The following is an 18630-nucleotide window of genomic DNA, read 5'->3' on the forward strand; positions in this document are numbered from 1 at the left end:
AGCACGACGCTTTAGCTAATCTAAGTCGACCTTAATTTTTAAAGTTTTTCCATTACGCACCTCTAGGTTTTCATCTAGAGTGAAATATTTATTCAGCGGATGACCATCTTCAACGCCTCCTCCTCCAAAATTATTTTCTAATGCCCATAATTCAAATAGGTAGTTATAAGTTCCAGAGGAAATGTTTAAAAACTTAATTTGCAAATCACCTGTTCCTTGTACTTCATCGTAAATCCCAAGATCCGGTAATTCCACACTAACCTTCCCCGAAGCATAATGTCGTGGAATTTTAAAATTAAACTCTATAGCACCAGTGGTCTGAGATGTACCGATCCCACCAGAAACATATTCGCTATTGCTAACTTTAATATCGTCCTTTTCACAACTTAAGACTAGCATCGTTAAGCAGATTAGGCCCATTTTAAAATATGTTATGAGTTTCATAATGCTGATTTTAGTATAAATATACGAGTTTATCAAAATGAAATAGACTTAGCGATACTTTAAATTCAAGTATCACTAAGCCTAGTGTATTTGACTGTAAAAAGAGATTTAAAGCCTCTTTTCAATTATCTAATTTACTTCCCAGGAAAATCAGCTTTACGTTTTTCTAAAAACGCTGTTGTGCCTTCCACGAAATCTTCGCTTCCAAAACACTTTCCAAATTGCTTAATTTCTACTTTATAACCGTTTTTACCATCTTTAAAATTAGCATTAACGGCTTTTATCGCTTTTCCAATGGCCACTGAAGAATTACGCATAATTTTATTGGCAATCTTTTCAGCCAATGGCAATAATTCGTCTGGTTCAACAACATGATTGACTAAGCCGTAATTTAAAGCCTGATTGGCATCAATCATTCCAGCAGTCATTACCATTTCCATAGCTCTTCCTTTACCAACTAATTGCGGTAAACGCTGCGTTCCTCCATAGCCAGGAATAACGCCTAACGACACTTCTGGTAAGCCCATTTTTGCATTGCTACTGGCAACTCTAAAGTGACAGGCCATAGCTAATTCCAATCCGCCACCAAGGGCAAAACCGTTAACAGCTGCAATTACTGGAGTACTTAAGTTTTCGACAAAATCAAATAATAATTCTTGTCCTTGTGCGGCCAACTTCGCTCCTTCTTTTTCATTAAAATGAGCAAATTCGCTAATATCTGCACCAGCTACAAACGCCTTATCCCCACTTCCGGTGACAATAATTACTTTGGTGCTTTTGTCTTTATCTGCTGCTTTAAATGCATCGTGTAGCTCCTCGATAGTTGCTTTGTTTAATGCGTTTAACTTCTTTGGTCTGTTAATGGTAATGGTTGTGATCCCATTTGATGTTTGAGATAGAATATTTTCGTAATTCATAAAAATGTCGTTTTACTCTCCTAAAGAGAATTTATATATATTTCGTATTCCACTGTCGTGGAAACCATGATTTGATTATTTCCAATTATTCAAAAGAATAAATATACATACGTCCTTGCGTAGAAACTTATTCCTTTGGAAAAGCGACTTTAAAAATGGTTCCTTTTCCTTTCTGAGATGTAAAGGTAATACTTCCATTATGAGTTTCCACAATGTTTTTTACCATGGCTAAGCCTAATCCCATACCACTAGATTTCGTCGTGAATTTAGGTTCAAAAATCTTAGCTTGAGTATCCTCTGAAATACCCAAACCATTGTCTTCAATAGTAATCACGACATTGTCATCCTGACTAAACACACGAACTTCTATTTTCGGATTTTTAGAGTCTTCAGGAATAGCTTGAATGCCATTTTTCACCAAATTAGTGACCACTCTAATTAATTGCGTTCTATCGAACTTAGCTACTAATTCCTTCTCTTCAGGATAGTATTCTATATAATCTTCATTAAAAATATCGAGTGCCAATTTTACAATATGCACCACATTAAGTTCTTCACTTTGTTGCGCTGGCATTTTAGCAAAATTTGAAAACGCCGAAGCAATAGAACTCATCGTATCAATTTGCTGAATCAATGTATTGCTATACTCTTCAACCTTTTGATGAATATTTTCGTCTTCCGGATTAAACTTTCGTTGAAAGCTCTGAACACTCAGTCGCATTGGTGTCAGCGGATTTTTAATTTCGTGAGCGACTTGTTTTGCCATTTCACGCCAAGCTTGTTCACGCTCATTAGTCGCTAATTTAACAGCACTCGCTTCAAGCTCATCAATCATACTATTGTAGGAATTGACCAAGGTTTCAATTTCCTCACTTGAAGAGTCTATTTGAATTTTCTTATTGCGCTTTTCAAGGCGCGTCTCATACATCTTATCGCTTATGGTTTTTAACGATTTAGTGATGTATTTAGAAATCAAGTAAGCAAACCCTATAGCCACTAGAATCATCACCAAATAGGCATAACCTAAACGCATTAAAAATTCCTTCAACTCTCTATTTAAAAAGTCATCATTCTCTAAATAAGGTAAATTTAAGATGGCTAAATTTTTAAATCTACCATCTGTGATATAAGTATAAGACGATTGAAAGGTTTGTCCTGCTTCAACATTTTTAACTACATGACGATGATCTAATGTATTGGCTAAGGCATTTAAAATTGAAGCATCTAAGAGTTGCTCGGTGGTGTCTTTTTGAATGGTTCGTTTGGAACTTATTAATAATTCACCTTTGATATCATAAAGGTTGACCTGCAAATTGTGAATCGCATCGATATCGAAAATTTCATCTTTAAAAATAAGTGGAATATTCTCCGTTGTAACCGGATAGGTTGTTTCTCTAATGACGAATTCAATACTACGTCTAATCGCTCTTTCCTTACGCTCTAATCGTTCCCTATGATAGTCTTTTGCCTCTTCATTATATTGATAAATAGTAACCAAAGCTATCAATACGGAAGCCATAAGTACTAAAAGTATCATGGCCACAAATATTCGAGCTCTTAAGGATAGACGTTTTATTTTCATAGAAACACCCTGAAAATTGGGCTTCTTTTAATTCTGATTTATTAGTCTTTAAATATAACAATAATCAATCCAAAGACCTCAGCTCTCAACTTCAAAATTCTTAAAATTGGTTTTAAACGGTCGTTTTAAATTAAGCATCAGGATTCTTTGCACGTATGTTCTTATACAGTTTAAAGCCAAGCATCAACAGCACTCCTAAAACGAAAATTCCAATTACACCGTAAATCCAATTGATAGCATTTTTAAGAATGACTAAAAAGACCACTGCAAACAAAATAAATGTTGCGCCTTCATTCCAAATTCGCATAAAATTTGAGGTCACTCGAACATCATCCTTTTGAAGTTGTTTAAAATAAACATGTGTTTTGTAGTGATAGATGAACAATAAAAGAACGAATCCTAATTTCATATGCATCCAAGCGTCGCCTAAGTAAAAGGGTCTTAGAATTAATAGCCATGTAGCAAAAAGTGTGGCTAAAATTGCTGAAGGCCAGGTAATGATAAACCATAAACGTTTTGCCATTAGCTTAAGCTGTTTGCCTAAAATTTCTTTATCTGGCGATGGCTTGTGAAAAGCCTCAATTTGATACACGAATAATCTCGGAATGTAAAACAAACCTGCAAACCAAGTGATAACAAAAATAAGGTGAAGCGATTTTATATAGTAATATTCCATAATGTAAAAATCGTAAATTTATGTCGATTTAACCTCCGTTTTCGGGTTGAGATTTGTCTTGACCTCACGATGTAAAAAATAGGCCGTTACAATAGTTGATAATACATCTGAAATTGGAAAGGCCATCCACACACCTAAGGCGCCAAAATATTCGGGTAAAATAAAAATCAGAGGAATAAAGAAAAAGCCTTGTCGCGTTAAGGTTAATAATAAGGCTGGAATCGCTTTACCAACGGCTTGAAAATAAGCCGCACCAATTAATTGAACGGCAATAATCGGAGTTGCCGCAAATACCCAACGCATCGCTGGCGGAGTTTCAATAAGCACATCGGCATCTTGGGTGAACAATTTTGTAATCACCTCTGGAAAGACCATTAAAAATACGAATATGACTGTGGCTAATAAGGCTGCATATTTAATAGCTGTTATAATGGATTCCTTTACTCGTGCATATTGCTCCGCGCCATAGTTAAATCCTGCAATTGGTAAGAAGCCTTGAGTGATACCGTATACGGGGAAAAGTGCAAACATTAACATTCGGCCTACAATGGCATAGGCGGTAACTGAAGTTTCACCACCTAAATCGAAAAGAATATTATTCATTAATAAATACGTCACACTTACAATGGCTTGACGTGTCAAAGTCACAAATCCGAGAGAACTAATCTCTTTCACAATGGACGTATTTAATCCAAAATGTTTTAAATCGATTTTTAATTCTGAGTTTTTAGATAGAAAGTACCACAGAATAAATCCAAAACATAAAGCATAAGAAATCGTTGTTGCCCATGCTGCTCCCGCCATTCCCCAATCAAAAATCTTAATAAAAAGAACATCTAAAATTAGGTTCCCCACGGAAGGAAACATCATGGCATACATCGCGAATTTAGGTTTCCCTTCAGCTCTAATTACCGTGTTTCCCATCATACAAAGCGCCAAAATTGGAACGCCGTACAAAACGATTCTATAGTAGATTTTAGCAGGTTCGAATATGGCACCTTTCCCTCCAAAAGCAGGAACAATATCATTGATATACACCAAACCAAAAATCACAAATAACACCGTTACCAGAATGGTCAAGGTAATCTGATTTCCAAAAGTTTTAAGGGCTTTGATTTTATTGTTGGCACCTAAGGCTCTTGAAATTATGGAAGATCCACCAATACCAATCGCCATTCCCAAAGCAGCGATAAAAAAGGATACAGGTAGCACCACATTAATCGCAGCAATAGCCGTTGAGCCAATCCAATTACCAACAAAAATAGTATCTACCAAGATGTTTAGGGACATCACCAAAATACCAATAGATGCTGGTACGGCTTGCTTAATCAGTAATTTTCCAATCGGCTGATGTCCTAATTCTTGTGAAGATACTTTTGGCATTTCTAAACGGTAGTTGTTTCAGTAGTTGCCCATTCGTTAATCCAATTGGCTAAAAGGTTGACCCAATTTTCATCATCATTAAGACAAGGAATGGTAGTAAATTCTTTTCCACCCATTTCATGAAAGATTTCTTCACCCTCCATAGCAATTTCTTCCAAGGTTTCTAAACAATCACTTACAAAGGCAGGAGTAACTACGGCTAACTTTTTCAAACCTTCTTTTCCAAGACGCTCAATTGTTCTATCAGTGTAAGGTTGTAACCATGGATCGAATCCCAATCGCGATTGAAAACTTGAAGAATACGTACCTTCTTTTAGATTCAGCTTTTCAGCTACCAATCGTGTGACCTCAACACATTGATGTTTATAGCAAAACTCATGGGCTGGTGAAGGTGTAGAACAACAACTTCTATCTATTTTACAGTGAGATTTCGTAATATCTCGTTTCTTGATATGACGTTCTGGAACACCGTGGTAAGAGAACAATAAGTGCTCGTAATCCTTAGCTTCCAAATGTTTTGAAATACTTTCTGAAAGCACGTCAATATAATCTGGCTTATTATAAAAGGCTGGTAGATCGGAGATTTTCAAGTTCGGAAAATGCTGTTTTCTAATCTCTTCGGCTAATACCAAAATTGTTTCTGTGGTGGCCATAGCAAACTGAGGATACAACGGAATTAAAAACACCTCATCAACACCTTTGTCAACCAATTCTTGAAGTCCATCCTTAATTGTCATACTGCCATAACGCATTGCCAAAGCCACTGGATAGTCAACTTTTTGTTGAACTTTTTCCTGTAAACGTTCAGAAATTACAATTAAAGGCGAGCCTTCTTCCCACCATATTTTTTTATAAGCTTCGGCAGAAGCCTTAGGTCTTGTGTTTAAGATAATACCTCTTACAATTAAGTTTCGAGCCCAAAGTGGAACATCGATAACGCGTTCATCCATTAAAAATTCATCCAAATAACGCTTTACATCTTTTGGATCTGGACTGTCCGGAGAGCCCAAATTGACTAATAAAATTCCTTTTGACATGCTATAAATTTTCAAATACAAAAGTACAATACTTAATGTAATTCTATACACTCCTTCGTATTGCTTTTATTTATCACACTATCGTTAATACTTCTTTTGAATTTCACTTTAAAACAGAAGTCATTGTTCTGATATTTAACGAGTTTTTAAAAATCTTGGAGTCTGTTTAAAGGAATTAAATATCTTTACAAGCCTTGACTATCTATTTATTATGAAAAAAACCCTGTCGCTACTACTTATTTTATTTTCATTAACTGCTTTCTCACAGCAACAATATCAAAGTCTTCTTTGGGAAATTACAGGAAATGGTCTAGAAAAACCATCCTACCTCTATGGCACTATGCACGTAAGTAAAAAAGTAGCTTTTAGGTTAGATGATGTGTTTTATAAAGCTTTAGAAGAAAGTGACTGCATAGCCTTAGAATCTGACCCAACGACTTGGCCAGATTTTAACTACAAATTAATGCTCGGTCAAATGGCCGCTTTCAACAATTATAACAACGATTTTTATACCAACTTATTCAAGTTGCATCACCCCGAAGAAATGGCTATTCGAGGTTCAATTCGTATGGATAATAATGCCGTTAACTCCTATTTATATCGAAAAAATAACGCTTCAGATAATTTTGAAGAAGAGACTTATTTGGACATGTTTATTTTTCAAGCAGGAAAGAAACACGGTAAAAAAATATATGCTTTAGAGGATTTAGAAGAATCGAGTTATTTAACGACAAAAGCGGCTTATAATGCCAATAAAAAAGAAGTAGATCCTTGGATTCAGAAACTATATGCTAAAGAGAATCCTTATTTAATTCAGGAGAACCTATATCGTGATCGGAATTTGGATTTATTAGATTCCATTGGAGCTGGAGTCAATACTGAATTTTTCCGCGAGAACATGCTCTATATTCGAAATGAAAACATGGTGATTTCTTTAGAAGAACTCATGCCAAGCAAATCTGTTTTTGCAGGTGTTGGCGCTGCTCATTTACCAGGCGAACAAGGCATGATTAATATGTTACGTCAAAGAGGTTATACCGTTAAAGCTTTGACCTCAGAGCAAACCGAATACAGTAGAACAGAAAAGATAAAATTAGATAGTCTTTTTGTTACACCTAAACTTAAAAGACATAGTACGCCTGACGGATTTTTAAGCATTAACACCTACGATAAACTTCGTGAATTCTCATACGGCGGACAAAAATATTATTTAGATCCCGATATGACCAATGGTGCGTATTTAACCATTAATAGAATTAGTCGTTTTAACTATTTACCTAATGAAAAACCACATATCACTTTAAAGGATATTGATCATTTACTTTATGAAGATATCCCTGGAGATATCATTAGAAAAGAAGAGTTAAGGCAACCTTACCCAGGCATAAGCATTGTAAATAAAACAAAAAAAGGAGAATTTCAGAAGTACCATATCTACGAAACACCATTAGAAATTATTATTATAAAGTTTGCTGGGCGCAGTGATTTCGTATTGAAGCATGAAGATAAAATTTTCAACTCCATAATCTTAAAAGAACCTTCAAACCAACAGCAGTTATTTGTATCTCCGAATAAGAAATTTCAAGTTAATTTCCCAGAGTATCATATTTCAAGTAATATGCATAATTACGGCAAAAAACTATTAGAAGGCAGCAGCAATAATGCCTATTATTTCTTAGAAGAAGCAGTATTAAATGATGTCACTTACATCGAAGAAGATAGTTTTGAAGCAAAATATTTTCATCATGCCTTATATAAAAATTATAAGCTAACTGAAGCTAGTGGTGGTTTTAAAGCAGGTGATTATAAAACTTATGAATCTTATGCTGTATTAGATTCAGCCTCCCAAAAACAATTACACCTTAAAACGATTGTTAAAGATGGCAGCTATTATTTATTAGGTTATGTTGGTACTAATGTGGATGAAAAATCTTCCTATTTTAAGTCGTTTAAGTTCAATGCGCCCAACTATAGAGATTTTGAAAAGGTGGTTGATACGTCGCTTCATTTTTCGGTAAGAACAAATGCGAAAGCTCCAGCACCAAATCCTTATAACCAAAATCAGAACGGAAGACAAAAACCAAAAGATTACGAACAAACTTTAAAAGAAACGGTCTACTCTACTCCAGCGAATGAACAAATTCTCGTTTCTCGCACCAAGTTTCACGATTTACAAATGTTTCATAATGTGGATAGCTTATGGAAAGATGTTGAAGAAAAAATTAACTATCGATCACGCTATTATAAAAATGAAAAACCTTTTCATATCGCTAATCGCAGTTCATCAATCACTGATGATTATTATATACACCAATTTAGTTACGCAGACTCGGCGAGTTCCAAGCAGGTTCTGGTTAAAAATATTCTGAAAGAAGGTGTGCTATTTGAGTTAAAAACTCTGATAGATTCTATAAGTGGACCTTCACAATTTGTAACCGAATTTTACGACTCTTTCACACCAATGGACACGCTTTTAGGAAAGAATGTTCTTGAAGATAAAACCGACTTATTTTTTAAAGCCTTAAGAGCAAAGGACAGTATTGTTTTAGAATCGTACAATCTCGTTAAATTCAAAAAACATAACAGTAAAGATATAGTTTCCGTTTTAAAGAATTTTGAATTTTATAAAGAGCGTCTTGAAATAAAATCTCATCTCGTAGAACAACTTATTAAAATAGATTTAAAGAACAATTTAGCCTTTATAAAACAATTGTATCACGATAGTTATTCGGATCCTCAAACTCAAACATCTATTCTTGAAGGTCTATTAGATTCTAATAAAAAGGAGTCTTATAAAATTGCCTTAGAACTGATGGAACGTGATTTGCCATTGGGAAATGTAGGCCGTATGTTTTATAATTATAATGGAAAAGATTCTTTAGAATTAAAAGCATCCTTATTTCCAAAAATATTGGAATACAGTACCATTCAAGAATATAAACAACCACTTTACAATTTGTTAGCTAAGGTAAAAGACAGTGGCTTAGTAAAAACAAAGACGTATAAAAAGTACAAGAATCAACTGATTAATGATGCTAAGATTGTGATAAAGCGAAATCTAGGTAATCAAAATAATCGCTACAATCCATATTCACAAAATTTAGCCACTTATGTAAGACTTATTTTCCCGTATAGAAATGAGCGAACCGCACAAGATTTCTTTGACAAATTATTGAATGTCGATGAATCAAAGGCCTTGGTAAAATATTATGCTTTATTAGCAGCGAAAAAAGAAGCCATTCCTGAAAAGTTAAATAAAAAATTATTAGAAAAGGAAGAAAATCAATACTTACTTATAGAGCACTTAGATAAAGCCAATCTCTTACACAAACAGAAACATATAAGTATCAGTCAGCAACAATTTGCCAAATCAAAGCTACTTTCTAATGCCAATTTTGAAAAAGAAAAAGACGCTATACAATTTCTTTTTAAACGTGATTTTATTACTGATAAAGGCAAAAGTGCTGTGATGTATTTTTTTAAAATTGATAAAGTCGATGACTATTCTGGTAAGGTTGAAGCTTTACACTACATCTCATTTATTAAACCAAAAGATCCAAACCAACTGGTTGTGGATTACTATTCTAAATCTGAAAGCTATGGCACCATGGTAGATAAAACCAAAGAAAGAGAAGAGCAATATACCGAAATTATTAACCTTGCTATTTATAAGGATAGAAAACGTGTAACGCCAAGTGGTAATGATGGGTATTATGATTATTAGCTTGTAGCCTGAATATACTTCTTAGGCGTCGTCCCAAATTTCTTTTTAAAAGCCGCAATAAAATGGCTTCCTGTGCTGTAACCTACCTTTAGTCCAACTTCATTAACATTATAATCGCCAGATTCTAAAAGTTTACGTGCTACTTCCATTTTATAATCAAACAGAAAACTAAAAACCGAATCGCCATAAATCTGTTTAAAACCTTCTTTTAATTTTTTCAGGCTTAGGTCAATTTCATCTGCCAACTCTTGCAAAGTTGGTGGTTCTGCCATATTAGCTATAATTATATCCTTTGCCTTTTTAAGTTTGGCAACATTAACCTCATCCACTAAAAACGGACATTGTTCAATATCGGCATCTTCACTTCGGTTAAAAAACAGACTTAATAATTCATAGGCCTTTCCTTTAAAATACAAGGGTTTAATTGAATTATTAAGGTTAAAACTAATAAGCTGATTCAACACCACCGCCATAGAAGGTGATATTTTACCGTCCTTATAATATTTTTTGTCCTTATTATCGTCCGTTAAAAACGTGACATAATTAGCATCTTCTGAAAATAAACCATGAAATTTCTTAATAGAAACGACTAAAGACACCAACCAAGAATGAGGTTTTAACTCTAAATTTATAGGTAAGTCGCGTTGTGGATTATAAAGAAGCAAGGAGGTTTCTTCATCAATATTCAAAGTATAATTGCCTTGATTAAACACAAAAGCCGCAGTTCCCTTGGTACAAAAATGAAACTGAATATAGCTACTATCAATCTTACGCTCAAGATTTTTTAAGTCATCACTGTCATTTTTGCAAGTCAATACAAAAAAGCCGTCCTCAATATAAGTTTCATCAAAAGTACCTATAGCGTTACTTTTAGACGCTGATTTTTCTAAATTCATTTCATTATTATTTAGACTGATTCTAAACAAAGGCATAAAAACACCTTGATTTCATTACAAAAATATGATATTTATCAGGTTTTAATGTAAATTAATCTTAAAAAACCAGAAACGACACTTTAAGTTCTTCTAGCGTTGTTTTTATATGAATAAGCCTATTATTTTTGCTCCGCACTAATCTCATGTCAGGTAAAACGAGCAAATGCACAATAAAAGTAAATTTTTCTATGCTATAGGCCTCAGCTATAAAAAAGCAGATGCCGTGGTGCGTGGTCATTTTAGTTTAAGCGACACCGCTAAACAAGAGGTATTGTCTCAAGCTAAAGAAAACGGGATTGAAAGTTTGGTGTTAATTTCTACATGTAACCGTACAGAAATGTATGGCTTTGCAGAGCATCCCTACCAATTGATTCAGTTACTCTGCGAAAACACTAAAGGAACTGTTGAAGAGTTCCAAGAGGTTGCTTATGTATACAAAAGCAAAGAAGCGATTAATCATATGTTTCGTGTAGGATCTGGTTTAGACAGTCAGATTCTAGGAGATTTTGAAATTATTTATCAGCTAAGATCTAGTGCAAGAGCCTCTAAGAAACTTGGTTTATTAAACTCTTTTACAGAACGTTTAGTAAATCACGTGATTCAAGCAAGTAAGCGTATTAAAAACGAAACGCAATTATCTTCTGGCGCAACTTCAGTCTCTTTTGCTTCTGTTCAGTATATCATGAATAGTGCAGAAAACATTTCTGAAAAGAACATTTTACTCTTCGGAACTGGAAAAATAGGACGAAACACTTGTGAAAACTTAGTAAAACATACTAAAAACTCGCATATTACTTTAATCAACAGAACAAAAACAAAGGCCGAAGAAGTGGCTGGAAAATTTAATCTGATTGTTAAAGATTATGAGAACTTACAGGAAGAAATCAATGCTTCCGATATTATCGTTGTAGCAACTGGAGCGCAAAACCCAACGGTTTATAAAGAGCTCATTACAACCGATAAACCATTATTAATTTTAGATTTATCTATTCCAAAAAACGTGAACGAAGATGTTAGAGAATTACCTAACGTAACTTTGGTTCATATGGATGATTTAGCTAAAATAACAGATGACACTTTAGAGAATAGAAAAGCTTTTATTCCAGATGCTGAAAAGATTATTTCAGAAATTTCGGCAGAATTTAGCGCTTGGTTACAAACTCTGAAATTTGTACCAACTATTCAAGCCATCAAACATAAATTGACAGATCTTAAAAACTCTGAACTCAACAATCAACGTAAAAAATTACCTGATTTTAATGAGGATCAAGCCGAATTGATTAGTAATAATATCATTCAAAAAATCACCAATCAATTTGCGCACCACCTCAGAGAAGATATCGATTCTTCAGATGAAAGCATTGAGCTTTTCAAAAAAATATTTCAGTTAGAAACTACCCAAAATGTCTAAAATTATTCGCATTGGCACACGCGACAGCCAGCTCGCTATGTGGCAAGCTAAAACCGTTCAAACTCAACTTGAACGATTAGGTCACAAAACTGTCCTTGTCCCTGTAAAATCTACAGGAGATTTAGTTCTCGATAAACCTTTATACGAACTCGGAATCGTAGGTGTATTTACAAAAACTTTAGATATAGCTATGCTTAATGGCTCTATTGATATTGCTGTACACTCACTTAAAGATGTTCCAACAGTTTTACCAAAAGGTATTGTACAAGCTGCTGTTTTAAAACGTGGTAATGTTAATGACACTTTAGTATTTAAAGACAATGAAGAGTTTTTATCTGCAAAAGAAGCGGTTATTGCTACAGGGAGTTTAAGACGCCGTGCACAATGGCTAAACCGTTACCCAACGCATACGGTTGTAGGTTTACGAGGTAATGTGAATTCAAGATTAGAAAAATTAGAAACCAATGACGATTGGAATGCCGCCATTTTTGCAGGAGCGGGAATAGGCAGATTAGGCATTACACCTGAAAACTCTATTAACCTTCATTGGATGATTCCTGCACCAGCTCAAGGTGCTGTTATGATCACTGCTTTAGAAGCGGATGAAGAAGTAAGAGCGATTTGTGCTGAAATCAATCATGAAGAAACAGAAATCTGTACATCTATTGAACGTGAATTTCTAAACCGATTAGAAGGCGGATGCTCTGCTCCTATTGGTGCTTTAGCTTTTATTAAAGATGAAGAAGTTAATTTCAAAGGAATTCTTTTAAGTACGGATGGCACCAAGAAAATTGAAGTTTCAAAAGTGGTTCCTTTAGGAAAGCACCATGAATTAGCAGAATTTTGTTCAGATTATATCATTGGGAAAGGTGGAAAAATATTAATTGATGCTTTAGACAGAAGAGATCAAGTCACTAATATTTATTCAACCAAAAAATTGACCAATGATCAGTTAGCCTTATTTAACGAAAAGGTCGTAGCTGAAAGTAATGACGATATTAAGATTAATCCAAATCGTCTTTCTAAAAATATTGTGAGAAACGAAATAGAAAACGTAATTATCACAAGTCAGAATACAGTGGATTCTTTACTCACTAACTATTCACCTGCTGAACTACAATTCAAAAATATTTATTGTGTTGGAAGACGTACAAAACGTATGGTTGAAAAACGCATTGGGAAAGTGAAGCATCAAGAATCTTACGCTAAAGATTTAGCCGAATATATGGTTGAATATATGGATGGGACTGAGGTGACTTATTTCTGTAGTAATTTAAGATTTGATACGATTCCAGATATTTTAACAAAGAACAATATTAAAGTTAATGAAGTTCAGGCTTACGAAACTAAGCTTGATTCTAAAAAAGTTGAAGGGGATTTAGATGGTGTTATGTTTTATAGTCCATCTACGGTTCAAAGTTTTATGCAACAAAACGAAGCTAAAGGTATTGCATTTTGTATTGGAACAACAACAGCAGCAGAAGCTAAGAAACACTTCAAAGAGGTTAGAGTAGCAAAAGTGCCGTTAGTTGAAAGTGTTATTGATTTAGTCAATGAATATTACAGCTAGCTAATAGGTATTAGGTTTTAGCTATTAGCCAAAACATTAAGAAAAGATATATAAACAGATTTAAATAAGGCAATGAGCTAACGACTAATAGCTACGAGCCAACATCTTATCATGATAAAGAACGATTTATTTTTAAGAGCATTAAAAGGTGAAACTGTAGACCGTCCACCAGTTTGGATGATGCGTCAAGCAGGACGTTATTTACCTGAATTCATGGAAATCAAAGCAAAATACGATTTCTTTACACGTTGCCGAACACCTGAATTAGCGAGTGAAATCACAGTGCAACCAATTCGTCGTTACGGAATGGACGCTGCAATATTATTCTCTGATATTTTAGTGATTCCGCAAGCCATGAATATCGAGGTGCAGATGAAACCTAATTTTGGTCCTTATTTACCAAATCCTGTTCGTACTCAAAAAGATGTAGATAATGTTATTGTTCCTGATGTAAAGGAAGCTTTAAGCTATGTTTACGACGCCATAAAAATGACCAAAGAAAAACTGAATGATGAAGTTCCATTAATTGGTTTTGCGGGGTCACCTTGGACAATTCTATGTTATTGTGTACAAGGTCAAGGTTCTAAAAACTTTGATAAAGCTAAGGAGTTCTGTTTTACAAATCCTATTGCTGCACACCAACTACTACAAAAAATCACAGATACAACAATTGCTTACTTAAAGGAAAAAGTAAAAGCTGGAGTTAACGCTGTACAAGTATTCGACTCTTGGGGAGGTATGTTATCACCTGTAGATTATCAGGAATTTTCTTGGCAGTATATTCAACAAATCATCGATGCTTTAAAAGATGAATCGCCAGTAATCGCCTTTGGAAAAGGTTGTTGGTTTGCCTTAGATACTATGGCAAATTCTGGAGCATCTGCTTTAGGTATCGATTGGACATGTTCAGCTAGAAACGCACGTTACTTAACAGGAGGTAATATCACCCTTCAAGGTAACTTTGATCCAACTCGTTTGTTTTCGCCACCTGCAGAAATTAAAAAGATGGTGACTCAAATGATTAACGACTTTGGAAAAGATAAATATATTGTGAATTTAGGTCATGGAATTTTACCTAATATTCCTTTAGAAAATGCCAAAGCGTTTATTGATGCTGTAAAAGAGTACAAAGCCTAAAAACGCTTTAAATCAATGTAATTGTAACTTAGAATTCCTTTTTACGTCTATTAACTAATAGCGAACTAAAAACAATAATATGATACAAAACATATTAAAAGGTATTCAAGCTTACATTGGAACGATTGCCCTAATTTCTAAACTAAAACTTTGGAAGTTCTTCGCAATCCCAATACTTATTAGCATTGTTACAGCTACCATTATAGGGTTTTCAGCATACGGACTTTCAGATAATATGGGCAGACTTATAGCCAAAGTCTGGTTTTGGGAGTGGGGAAAAGAAACCTTTACCACCATTTCTACAGTAATTGGAGCTATTCTGATTATTGCCGTAGGTTTAATTTTGTATAAACATATTATCATGGCATTGTCGGCTCCTTTTATGAGTCCGGTTTCAGAAAAAATCGAGAGGCATTTAACAGGAGTTGATCAGCATAGCCATAGAAACACAACGTTTCAAGAACAATTATGGCGAGGTATTAGAATTAACCTTAGAAATTTAGGAAAGGAATTATTAATAACGCTTCCTATTCTCTTACTTAATTTTATTCCATTGATAGGTAATATTACCTCAACAGCACTATTGTTTTTGGTTCAGGCCTATTATGCGGGTTTTGGTAATATGGATTACACCTTAGAGCGCCATTTTAATTATCGCGATAGTGTTCAGTTTGTTAGAAAATATAGAGGTGTTGCAATAGGTAATGGTATTGTTTTTATGTTGTTTTTATTCATTCCACTTATTGGGGTGATTATCGTGTTGCCCTTGAGTGTAACAGCAGCAACATTGAAAACAGTAAACCTTTTAAAGGATGAAAACCTATTGAATCAAAATCCTTCAAGTTTAGAAAATCTGAAGGCATAAAAACGATATTAAAGTTCAAGTATTGAACAACTTTTAGATATCGAGTTATATTAAATTTATAAATAACACATTTTGAAAGACAAATTCTTCAAATACATACATCAGCTTCAAGACAGCATTACTGCAAAACTTGAAGCCATTGACGGAAAAGCGACATTTCAAGAAGACCTTTGGGAACGTCCTGAAGGTGGAGGCGGAAGAACTCGCGTTATAGAAAACGGAAATGTTTTTGAAAAAGGTGGCGTTAATATTTCTGGTGTCCACGGAAAATTACCAGATTCTATGCAAAAGTATTTTGGTGTAGAAGATGCCGATTTTTTCGCTTGCGGTTTAAGTCTGGTACTTCATCCTAAAAATCCAATGGTACCAACGGTTCACGCCAATTGGAGATACTTTGAAATGTATGATCAAGAAGGTAATATCGTGGATCAATGGTTTGGAGGTGGACAAGACTTAACACCCTATTATTTGTTTGAAGAGGATGCTAAACATTTTCATAGTGTTTGTAAAACAGCTTGCGACAATCATCATCCAGAATTTTATCCAAAATATAAAGCACGTTGCGATGAGTATTTCTACAATTCGCATAGAAATGAAGGTCGTGGCGTTGGTGGCTTATTCTTCGATTATTGCAAAAAAACAGAGGAAATGAGCATGCAAAACTGGTACGACTTTGTTACTGAAGTTGGCAATAGTTTCTTAGAAGCTTATGTTCCTATAGTTGAAAAACGAAAAGAATTACCATACTCCGAAGAGCAAAGAACTTGGCAAGAAATCCGAAGAGGTCGTTATGTAGAATTTAATTTGGTACATGATAAAGGCACCTTATTCGGACTGAAAACAAACGGAAGAATTGAAAGTATTTTAATGAGTTTACCTCCACATGTACAGTGGGTTTATGATCATCATCCCGAAGCTGGTAGTGAGGAAGAAAAACTTCTTAAAGTACTACAAAACCCGGTAGATTGGGTATAAGATGAACTATTACTGCGGAAATAATAAACCCTATAACGAATGCTGTGAACTCTTTCATTTAAACGGTGGAAAAACAGAAACAGCAGAACAGCTAATGCGTTCAAGATACAGCGCATTTGTTTTGGCAAATGGTGATTATTTAATGCAAACTCACCATAGTTCTACACGACCAACTTCAGAAAAGAAAGCCATAGAAAAATGGGCCAAATCTGTAAATTGGATACGATTGGAGGTTCTTGAAACCACAAAGGGTCTGAAGAACGACACTGAAGGTACAGTAACGTTTAATGCCTATTTTTATGAAAACGGAAAAGTTGATGTGATTCATGAAAAATCAGCTTTTATAAAAGAAAATGAAATCTGGTATTACTTAGGTTATGCCAAAAATTAAAATAATATGTTCCCACTTAGAAGAAATAGAAGATTAAGAAGTAACGAAGCGATTAGAAGTTTAGTTAGAGAGAATTTCATCTCTGCAAACGATTTTTTAGTGCCACTTTTTGTGGTGGAAGGCAAAGGTGTAAAGGAAGAAATTGCATCAATGCCCAACTATTACCGTTTCAGTTTAGATTTACTAAAAGAAGAGATTAAAACGCTTTGGAGTTTGGGTTTAAAGTCAGTTTTACTTTTTGTAAAAGTGGATGATAAATTAAAAGACAATTTTGGTACAGAAGCGCTTAATCCAAATGGACTTATGCAACGTGCTATTAAAACAGTTAAGGATACTTGCCCTGGAATGTTAGTTATGACCGATGTGGCTTTAGATCCTTTTTCATCTTATGGTCACGACGGAATTATAGAAAATGGCAAGGTTATAAATGATGCTACAGTAGATGTTTTAGCGAATATGAGTATCTCTCATGCTGAAGCTGGAGCTGATTTTGTAGCACCTAGTGATATGATGGATGGTCGAATTTTAGGTATTCGTGAAGCTTTGGATCAATCTAACTTTATTGACACAGGCATTATGAGCTATTCGGCAAAATATGCTTCTGCGTTCTATGGCCCTTTTAGAGATGCTTTAGATTCTGCTCCTGTTGATTTAGTTGATATTCCAAAAGACAAAAAAACCTATCAAATGGATTTCGCTAATAGAGATGAAGCGATTAGAGAAACTGAAATGGACATCCAAGAAGGTGCAGATATCGTGATGGTAAAACCAGGATTATGCTATTTAGATATTGTACGCGATATTAAAAATAATTTCAATGTTCCTGTTGCTGTATACCAAGTGTCTGGTGAATATGCCATGCTAAAAGCGGCTGCTGAAAAAGGATGGTTAGATCATGATGCTGTTATGATGGAGCAGGTGACATCTATTAAGCGTGCAGGCGCAGATATTATTGCTTCATATTTCGCAAAAGATGTTGTAATGCTTTTAAATAAGTCTTAACAATCAGCAACTTATCCAATCTTTTTCATTAAGTTTGGTTTCGAATCAATTGCTTAATCATTAAATTACTTTCGAATCAAACATGGATGCTATCGACGAGAGAATTATAGAAATGCTACAAGCTAATGCTCGCGAATCATTTGCGACCATTGGAAAATCCGTAGACCTTTCGGCACCTGCTGTTGGAAAACGGGTAAAACAATTAGAGGAAAAAGGATTTATTCTTGGGTATTCTCTTCGACTCAATCATGAAAAGTTTGGTGTTAAAACTAAAGCTTATATCAATCTAAAAATACATCAGTCAAGCACCATTAAAACAGCACTTAATCAAATTAAGTACTGGAATGAGGTTCAGCGTTGCGATAGAATTACAGGAGAGGATAGTTTACTAGTTTTAGCTTATTTTAAAAGTAATAAAGAATTAATCACACTATTAGAAAGAATCTCACAGTATGGTATTCCAACAACTCGCATTATTTTAGAGAGTTGATTTTTATATTATTCTGAATGAACTAACTCTGTCTGTTTATCGGTTAAGAATTATCACTGAAAAGTTATAATATAGCCTATTGTAACTATTC

Annotated in this window: 16 protein-coding genes; 9 read left to right on the forward strand and 7 right to left on the reverse strand. The window is 34.5% G+C overall.

Annotated elements, in window-relative coordinates:
- Positions 1-15: 15 nt before the first annotated feature.
- The 6 genes from DFQ11_RS03180 to hemH form a co-directional block, all read right to left on the reverse strand.
- The gene (locus tag DFQ11_RS03180; RefSeq protein WP_146221497.1) at positions 16-444 is read right to left on the reverse strand and encodes a hypothetical protein; all 429 of its coding nucleotides are present in this window, start codon (positions 442-444) and stop codon (positions 16-18) included.
- Positions 445-578: 134 nt separating this feature from the next.
- Complete coding sequence (locus DFQ11_RS03185; protein ID WP_110474189.1) at positions 579-1361, reverse strand: enoyl-CoA hydratase/isomerase family protein; 783 nt, start codon at positions 1359-1361, stop codon at positions 579-581.
- A 127-nt stretch (positions 1362-1488) separates the two neighbouring features.
- The gene (locus tag DFQ11_RS03190; RefSeq protein ID WP_189342975.1) at positions 1489-2943 is read right to left on the reverse strand and encodes a sensor histidine kinase; all 1455 of its coding nucleotides are present in this window, start codon (positions 2941-2943) and stop codon (positions 1489-1491) included.
- Between the two features lie 130 nt (positions 2944-3073).
- Positions 3074-3619 carry a CopD family protein gene (locus DFQ11_RS03195; protein WP_110474193.1) on the reverse strand — a complete coding sequence of 182 codons (546 nt, stop codon included), beginning with the start codon at positions 3617-3619 and terminating at the stop codon, positions 3074-3076.
- Between the two features lie 18 nt (positions 3620-3637).
- The gene (locus DFQ11_RS03200) at positions 3638-5002 is read right to left on the reverse strand and encodes an MATE family efflux transporter (RefSeq protein ID WP_110474195.1); all 1365 of its coding nucleotides are present in this window, start codon (positions 5000-5002) and stop codon (positions 3638-3640) included.
- A 2-nt stretch (positions 5003-5004) separates the two neighbouring features.
- The gene (gene hemH / locus DFQ11_RS03205; RefSeq protein WP_110474197.1) at positions 5005-6039 is read right to left on the reverse strand and encodes a ferrochelatase; all 1035 of its coding nucleotides are present in this window, start codon (positions 6037-6039) and stop codon (positions 5005-5007) included.
- A 211-nt stretch (positions 6040-6250) separates the two neighbouring features.
- On the opposite strand from hemH, the gene DFQ11_RS03210 reads away from it, so the two are divergent.
- On the forward strand, positions 6251-9763 hold the full coding sequence (locus tag DFQ11_RS03210) for a TraB/GumN family protein (protein WP_110474199.1): 3513 nt from the start codon (positions 6251-6253) through the stop codon (positions 9761-9763).
- Here DFQ11_RS03210 and DFQ11_RS03215 read toward each other — a convergent pair.
- Positions 9760-10659, reverse strand: coding sequence for a helix-turn-helix transcriptional regulator (locus DFQ11_RS03215; RefSeq protein WP_110474811.1), 900 nt, complete (start codon positions 10657-10659; stop codon positions 9760-9762). The two genes, DFQ11_RS03210 and DFQ11_RS03215, sit on opposite strands and share 4 nt — an antisense overlap.
- Positions 10660-10861: 202 nt before the next feature.
- On the opposite strand from DFQ11_RS03215, the gene hemA reads away from it, so the two are divergent.
- The 8 genes from hemA to DFQ11_RS03255 all read left to right on the forward strand — a co-directional run bounded on the left by hemA (position 10862) and on the right by DFQ11_RS03255 (position 18539).
- Entirely contained in the window at positions 10862-12109 is a 1248-nt protein-coding gene (gene hemA / locus DFQ11_RS03220) for a glutamyl-tRNA reductase (RefSeq protein ID WP_110474201.1), read from the forward strand.
- Positions 12102-13679 (forward strand): hydroxymethylbilane synthase, encoded by a 1578-nt coding sequence (gene hemC / locus DFQ11_RS03225; protein ID WP_110474203.1) that lies wholly within the window; start codon positions 12102-12104, stop codon positions 13677-13679. The genes hemA and hemC overlap by 8 nt, the downstream gene beginning before the upstream one ends.
- Before the next feature lie 111 nt (positions 13680-13790).
- Positions 13791-14816 (forward strand): uroporphyrinogen decarboxylase, encoded by a 1026-nt coding sequence (gene hemE, locus DFQ11_RS03230; RefSeq protein ID WP_110474205.1) that lies wholly within the window; start codon positions 13791-13793, stop codon positions 14814-14816.
- Between the two features lie 79 nt (positions 14817-14895).
- Positions 14896-15681 carry an EI24 domain-containing protein gene (locus tag DFQ11_RS03235; protein ID WP_110474207.1) on the forward strand — a complete coding sequence of 262 codons (786 nt, stop codon included), beginning with the start codon at positions 14896-14898 and terminating at the stop codon, positions 15679-15681.
- A gap of 72 nt (positions 15682-15753) precedes the next feature.
- Positions 15754-16656 (forward strand): oxygen-dependent coproporphyrinogen oxidase, encoded by a 903-nt coding sequence (hemF, locus tag DFQ11_RS03240; RefSeq protein ID WP_110474209.1) that lies wholly within the window; start codon positions 15754-15756, stop codon positions 16654-16656.
- Position 16657: 1 nt separating this feature from the next.
- Positions 16658-17047: a YchJ family protein gene (locus tag DFQ11_RS03245; RefSeq protein ID WP_110474211.1), complete on the forward strand. Its 390-nt coding sequence runs from the start codon at positions 16658-16660 to the stop codon at positions 17045-17047.
- Between the two features lie 6 nt (positions 17048-17053).
- Positions 17054-18049: a porphobilinogen synthase gene (hemB, locus tag DFQ11_RS03250; protein WP_110474213.1), complete on the forward strand. Its 996-nt coding sequence runs from the start codon at positions 17054-17056 to the stop codon at positions 18047-18049.
- A gap of 82 nt (positions 18050-18131) precedes the next feature.
- Positions 18132-18539 carry an Lrp/AsnC family transcriptional regulator gene (locus DFQ11_RS03255; RefSeq protein WP_110474215.1) on the forward strand — a complete coding sequence of 136 codons (408 nt, stop codon included), beginning with the start codon at positions 18132-18134 and terminating at the stop codon, positions 18537-18539.
- Positions 18540-18630: the final 91 nt, after the last annotated feature.

It is taken from the genome of Winogradskyella epiphytica (assembly GCF_003217215.1).
GTDB lineage: Bacteria > Bacteroidota > Bacteroidia > Flavobacteriales > Flavobacteriaceae > Winogradskyella > Winogradskyella epiphytica.

Excerpts from the sequence above, each read along its gene's own strand:
- hemB (WP_110474213.1), top strand. The coding sequence starts at position 17,054 with ATGTTCCCACTTAGAAGAAATAGAAGATTAAGAAGTAACGAAGCGATT.
- DFQ11_RS03215 (WP_110474811.1), bottom strand. The coding sequence starts at position 10,659 with ATGAATTTAGAAAAATCAGCGTCTAAAAGTAACGCTATAGGTACTTTT.
- hemH (WP_110474197.1), bottom strand. The coding sequence starts at position 6,039 with ATGTCAAAAGGAATTTTATTAGTCAATTTGGGCTCTCCGGACAGTCCA.
- DFQ11_RS03190 (WP_189342975.1), bottom strand. The coding sequence starts at position 2,943 with ATGAAAATAAAACGTCTATCCTTAAGAGCTCGAATATTTGTGGCCATG.
- DFQ11_RS03245 (WP_110474211.1), top strand. The coding sequence starts at position 16,658 with ATGAACTATTACTGCGGAAATAATAAACCCTATAACGAATGCTGTGAA.
- hemE (WP_110474205.1), top strand. The coding sequence starts at position 13,791 with ATGATAAAGAACGATTTATTTTTAAGAGCATTAAAAGGTGAAACTGTA.
- DFQ11_RS03235 (WP_110474207.1), top strand. The coding sequence starts at position 14,896 with ATGATACAAAACATATTAAAAGGTATTCAAGCTTACATTGGAACGATT.
- hemC (WP_110474203.1), top strand. The coding sequence starts at position 12,102 with ATGTCTAAAATTATTCGCATTGGCACACGCGACAGCCAGCTCGCTATG.
- hemA (WP_110474201.1), top strand. The coding sequence starts at position 10,862 with ATGCACAATAAAAGTAAATTTTTCTATGCTATAGGCCTCAGCTATAAA.
- DFQ11_RS03180 (WP_146221497.1), bottom strand. The coding sequence starts at position 444 with ATGAAACTCATAACATATTTTAAAATGGGCCTAATCTGCTTAACGATG.
- DFQ11_RS03200 (WP_110474195.1), bottom strand. The coding sequence starts at position 5,002 with ATGCCAAAAGTATCTTCACAAGAATTAGGACATCAGCCGATTGGAAAA.
- DFQ11_RS03255 (WP_110474215.1), top strand. The coding sequence starts at position 18,132 with ATGGATGCTATCGACGAGAGAATTATAGAAATGCTACAAGCTAATGCT.
- DFQ11_RS03195 (WP_110474193.1), bottom strand. The coding sequence starts at position 3,619 with ATGGAATATTACTATATAAAATCGCTTCACCTTATTTTTGTTATCACT.
- DFQ11_RS03185 (WP_110474189.1), bottom strand. The coding sequence starts at position 1,361 with ATGAATTACGAAAATATTCTATCTCAAACATCAAATGGGATCACAACC.
- DFQ11_RS03210 (WP_110474199.1), top strand. The coding sequence starts at position 6,251 with ATGAAAAAAACCCTGTCGCTACTACTTATTTTATTTTCATTAACTGCT.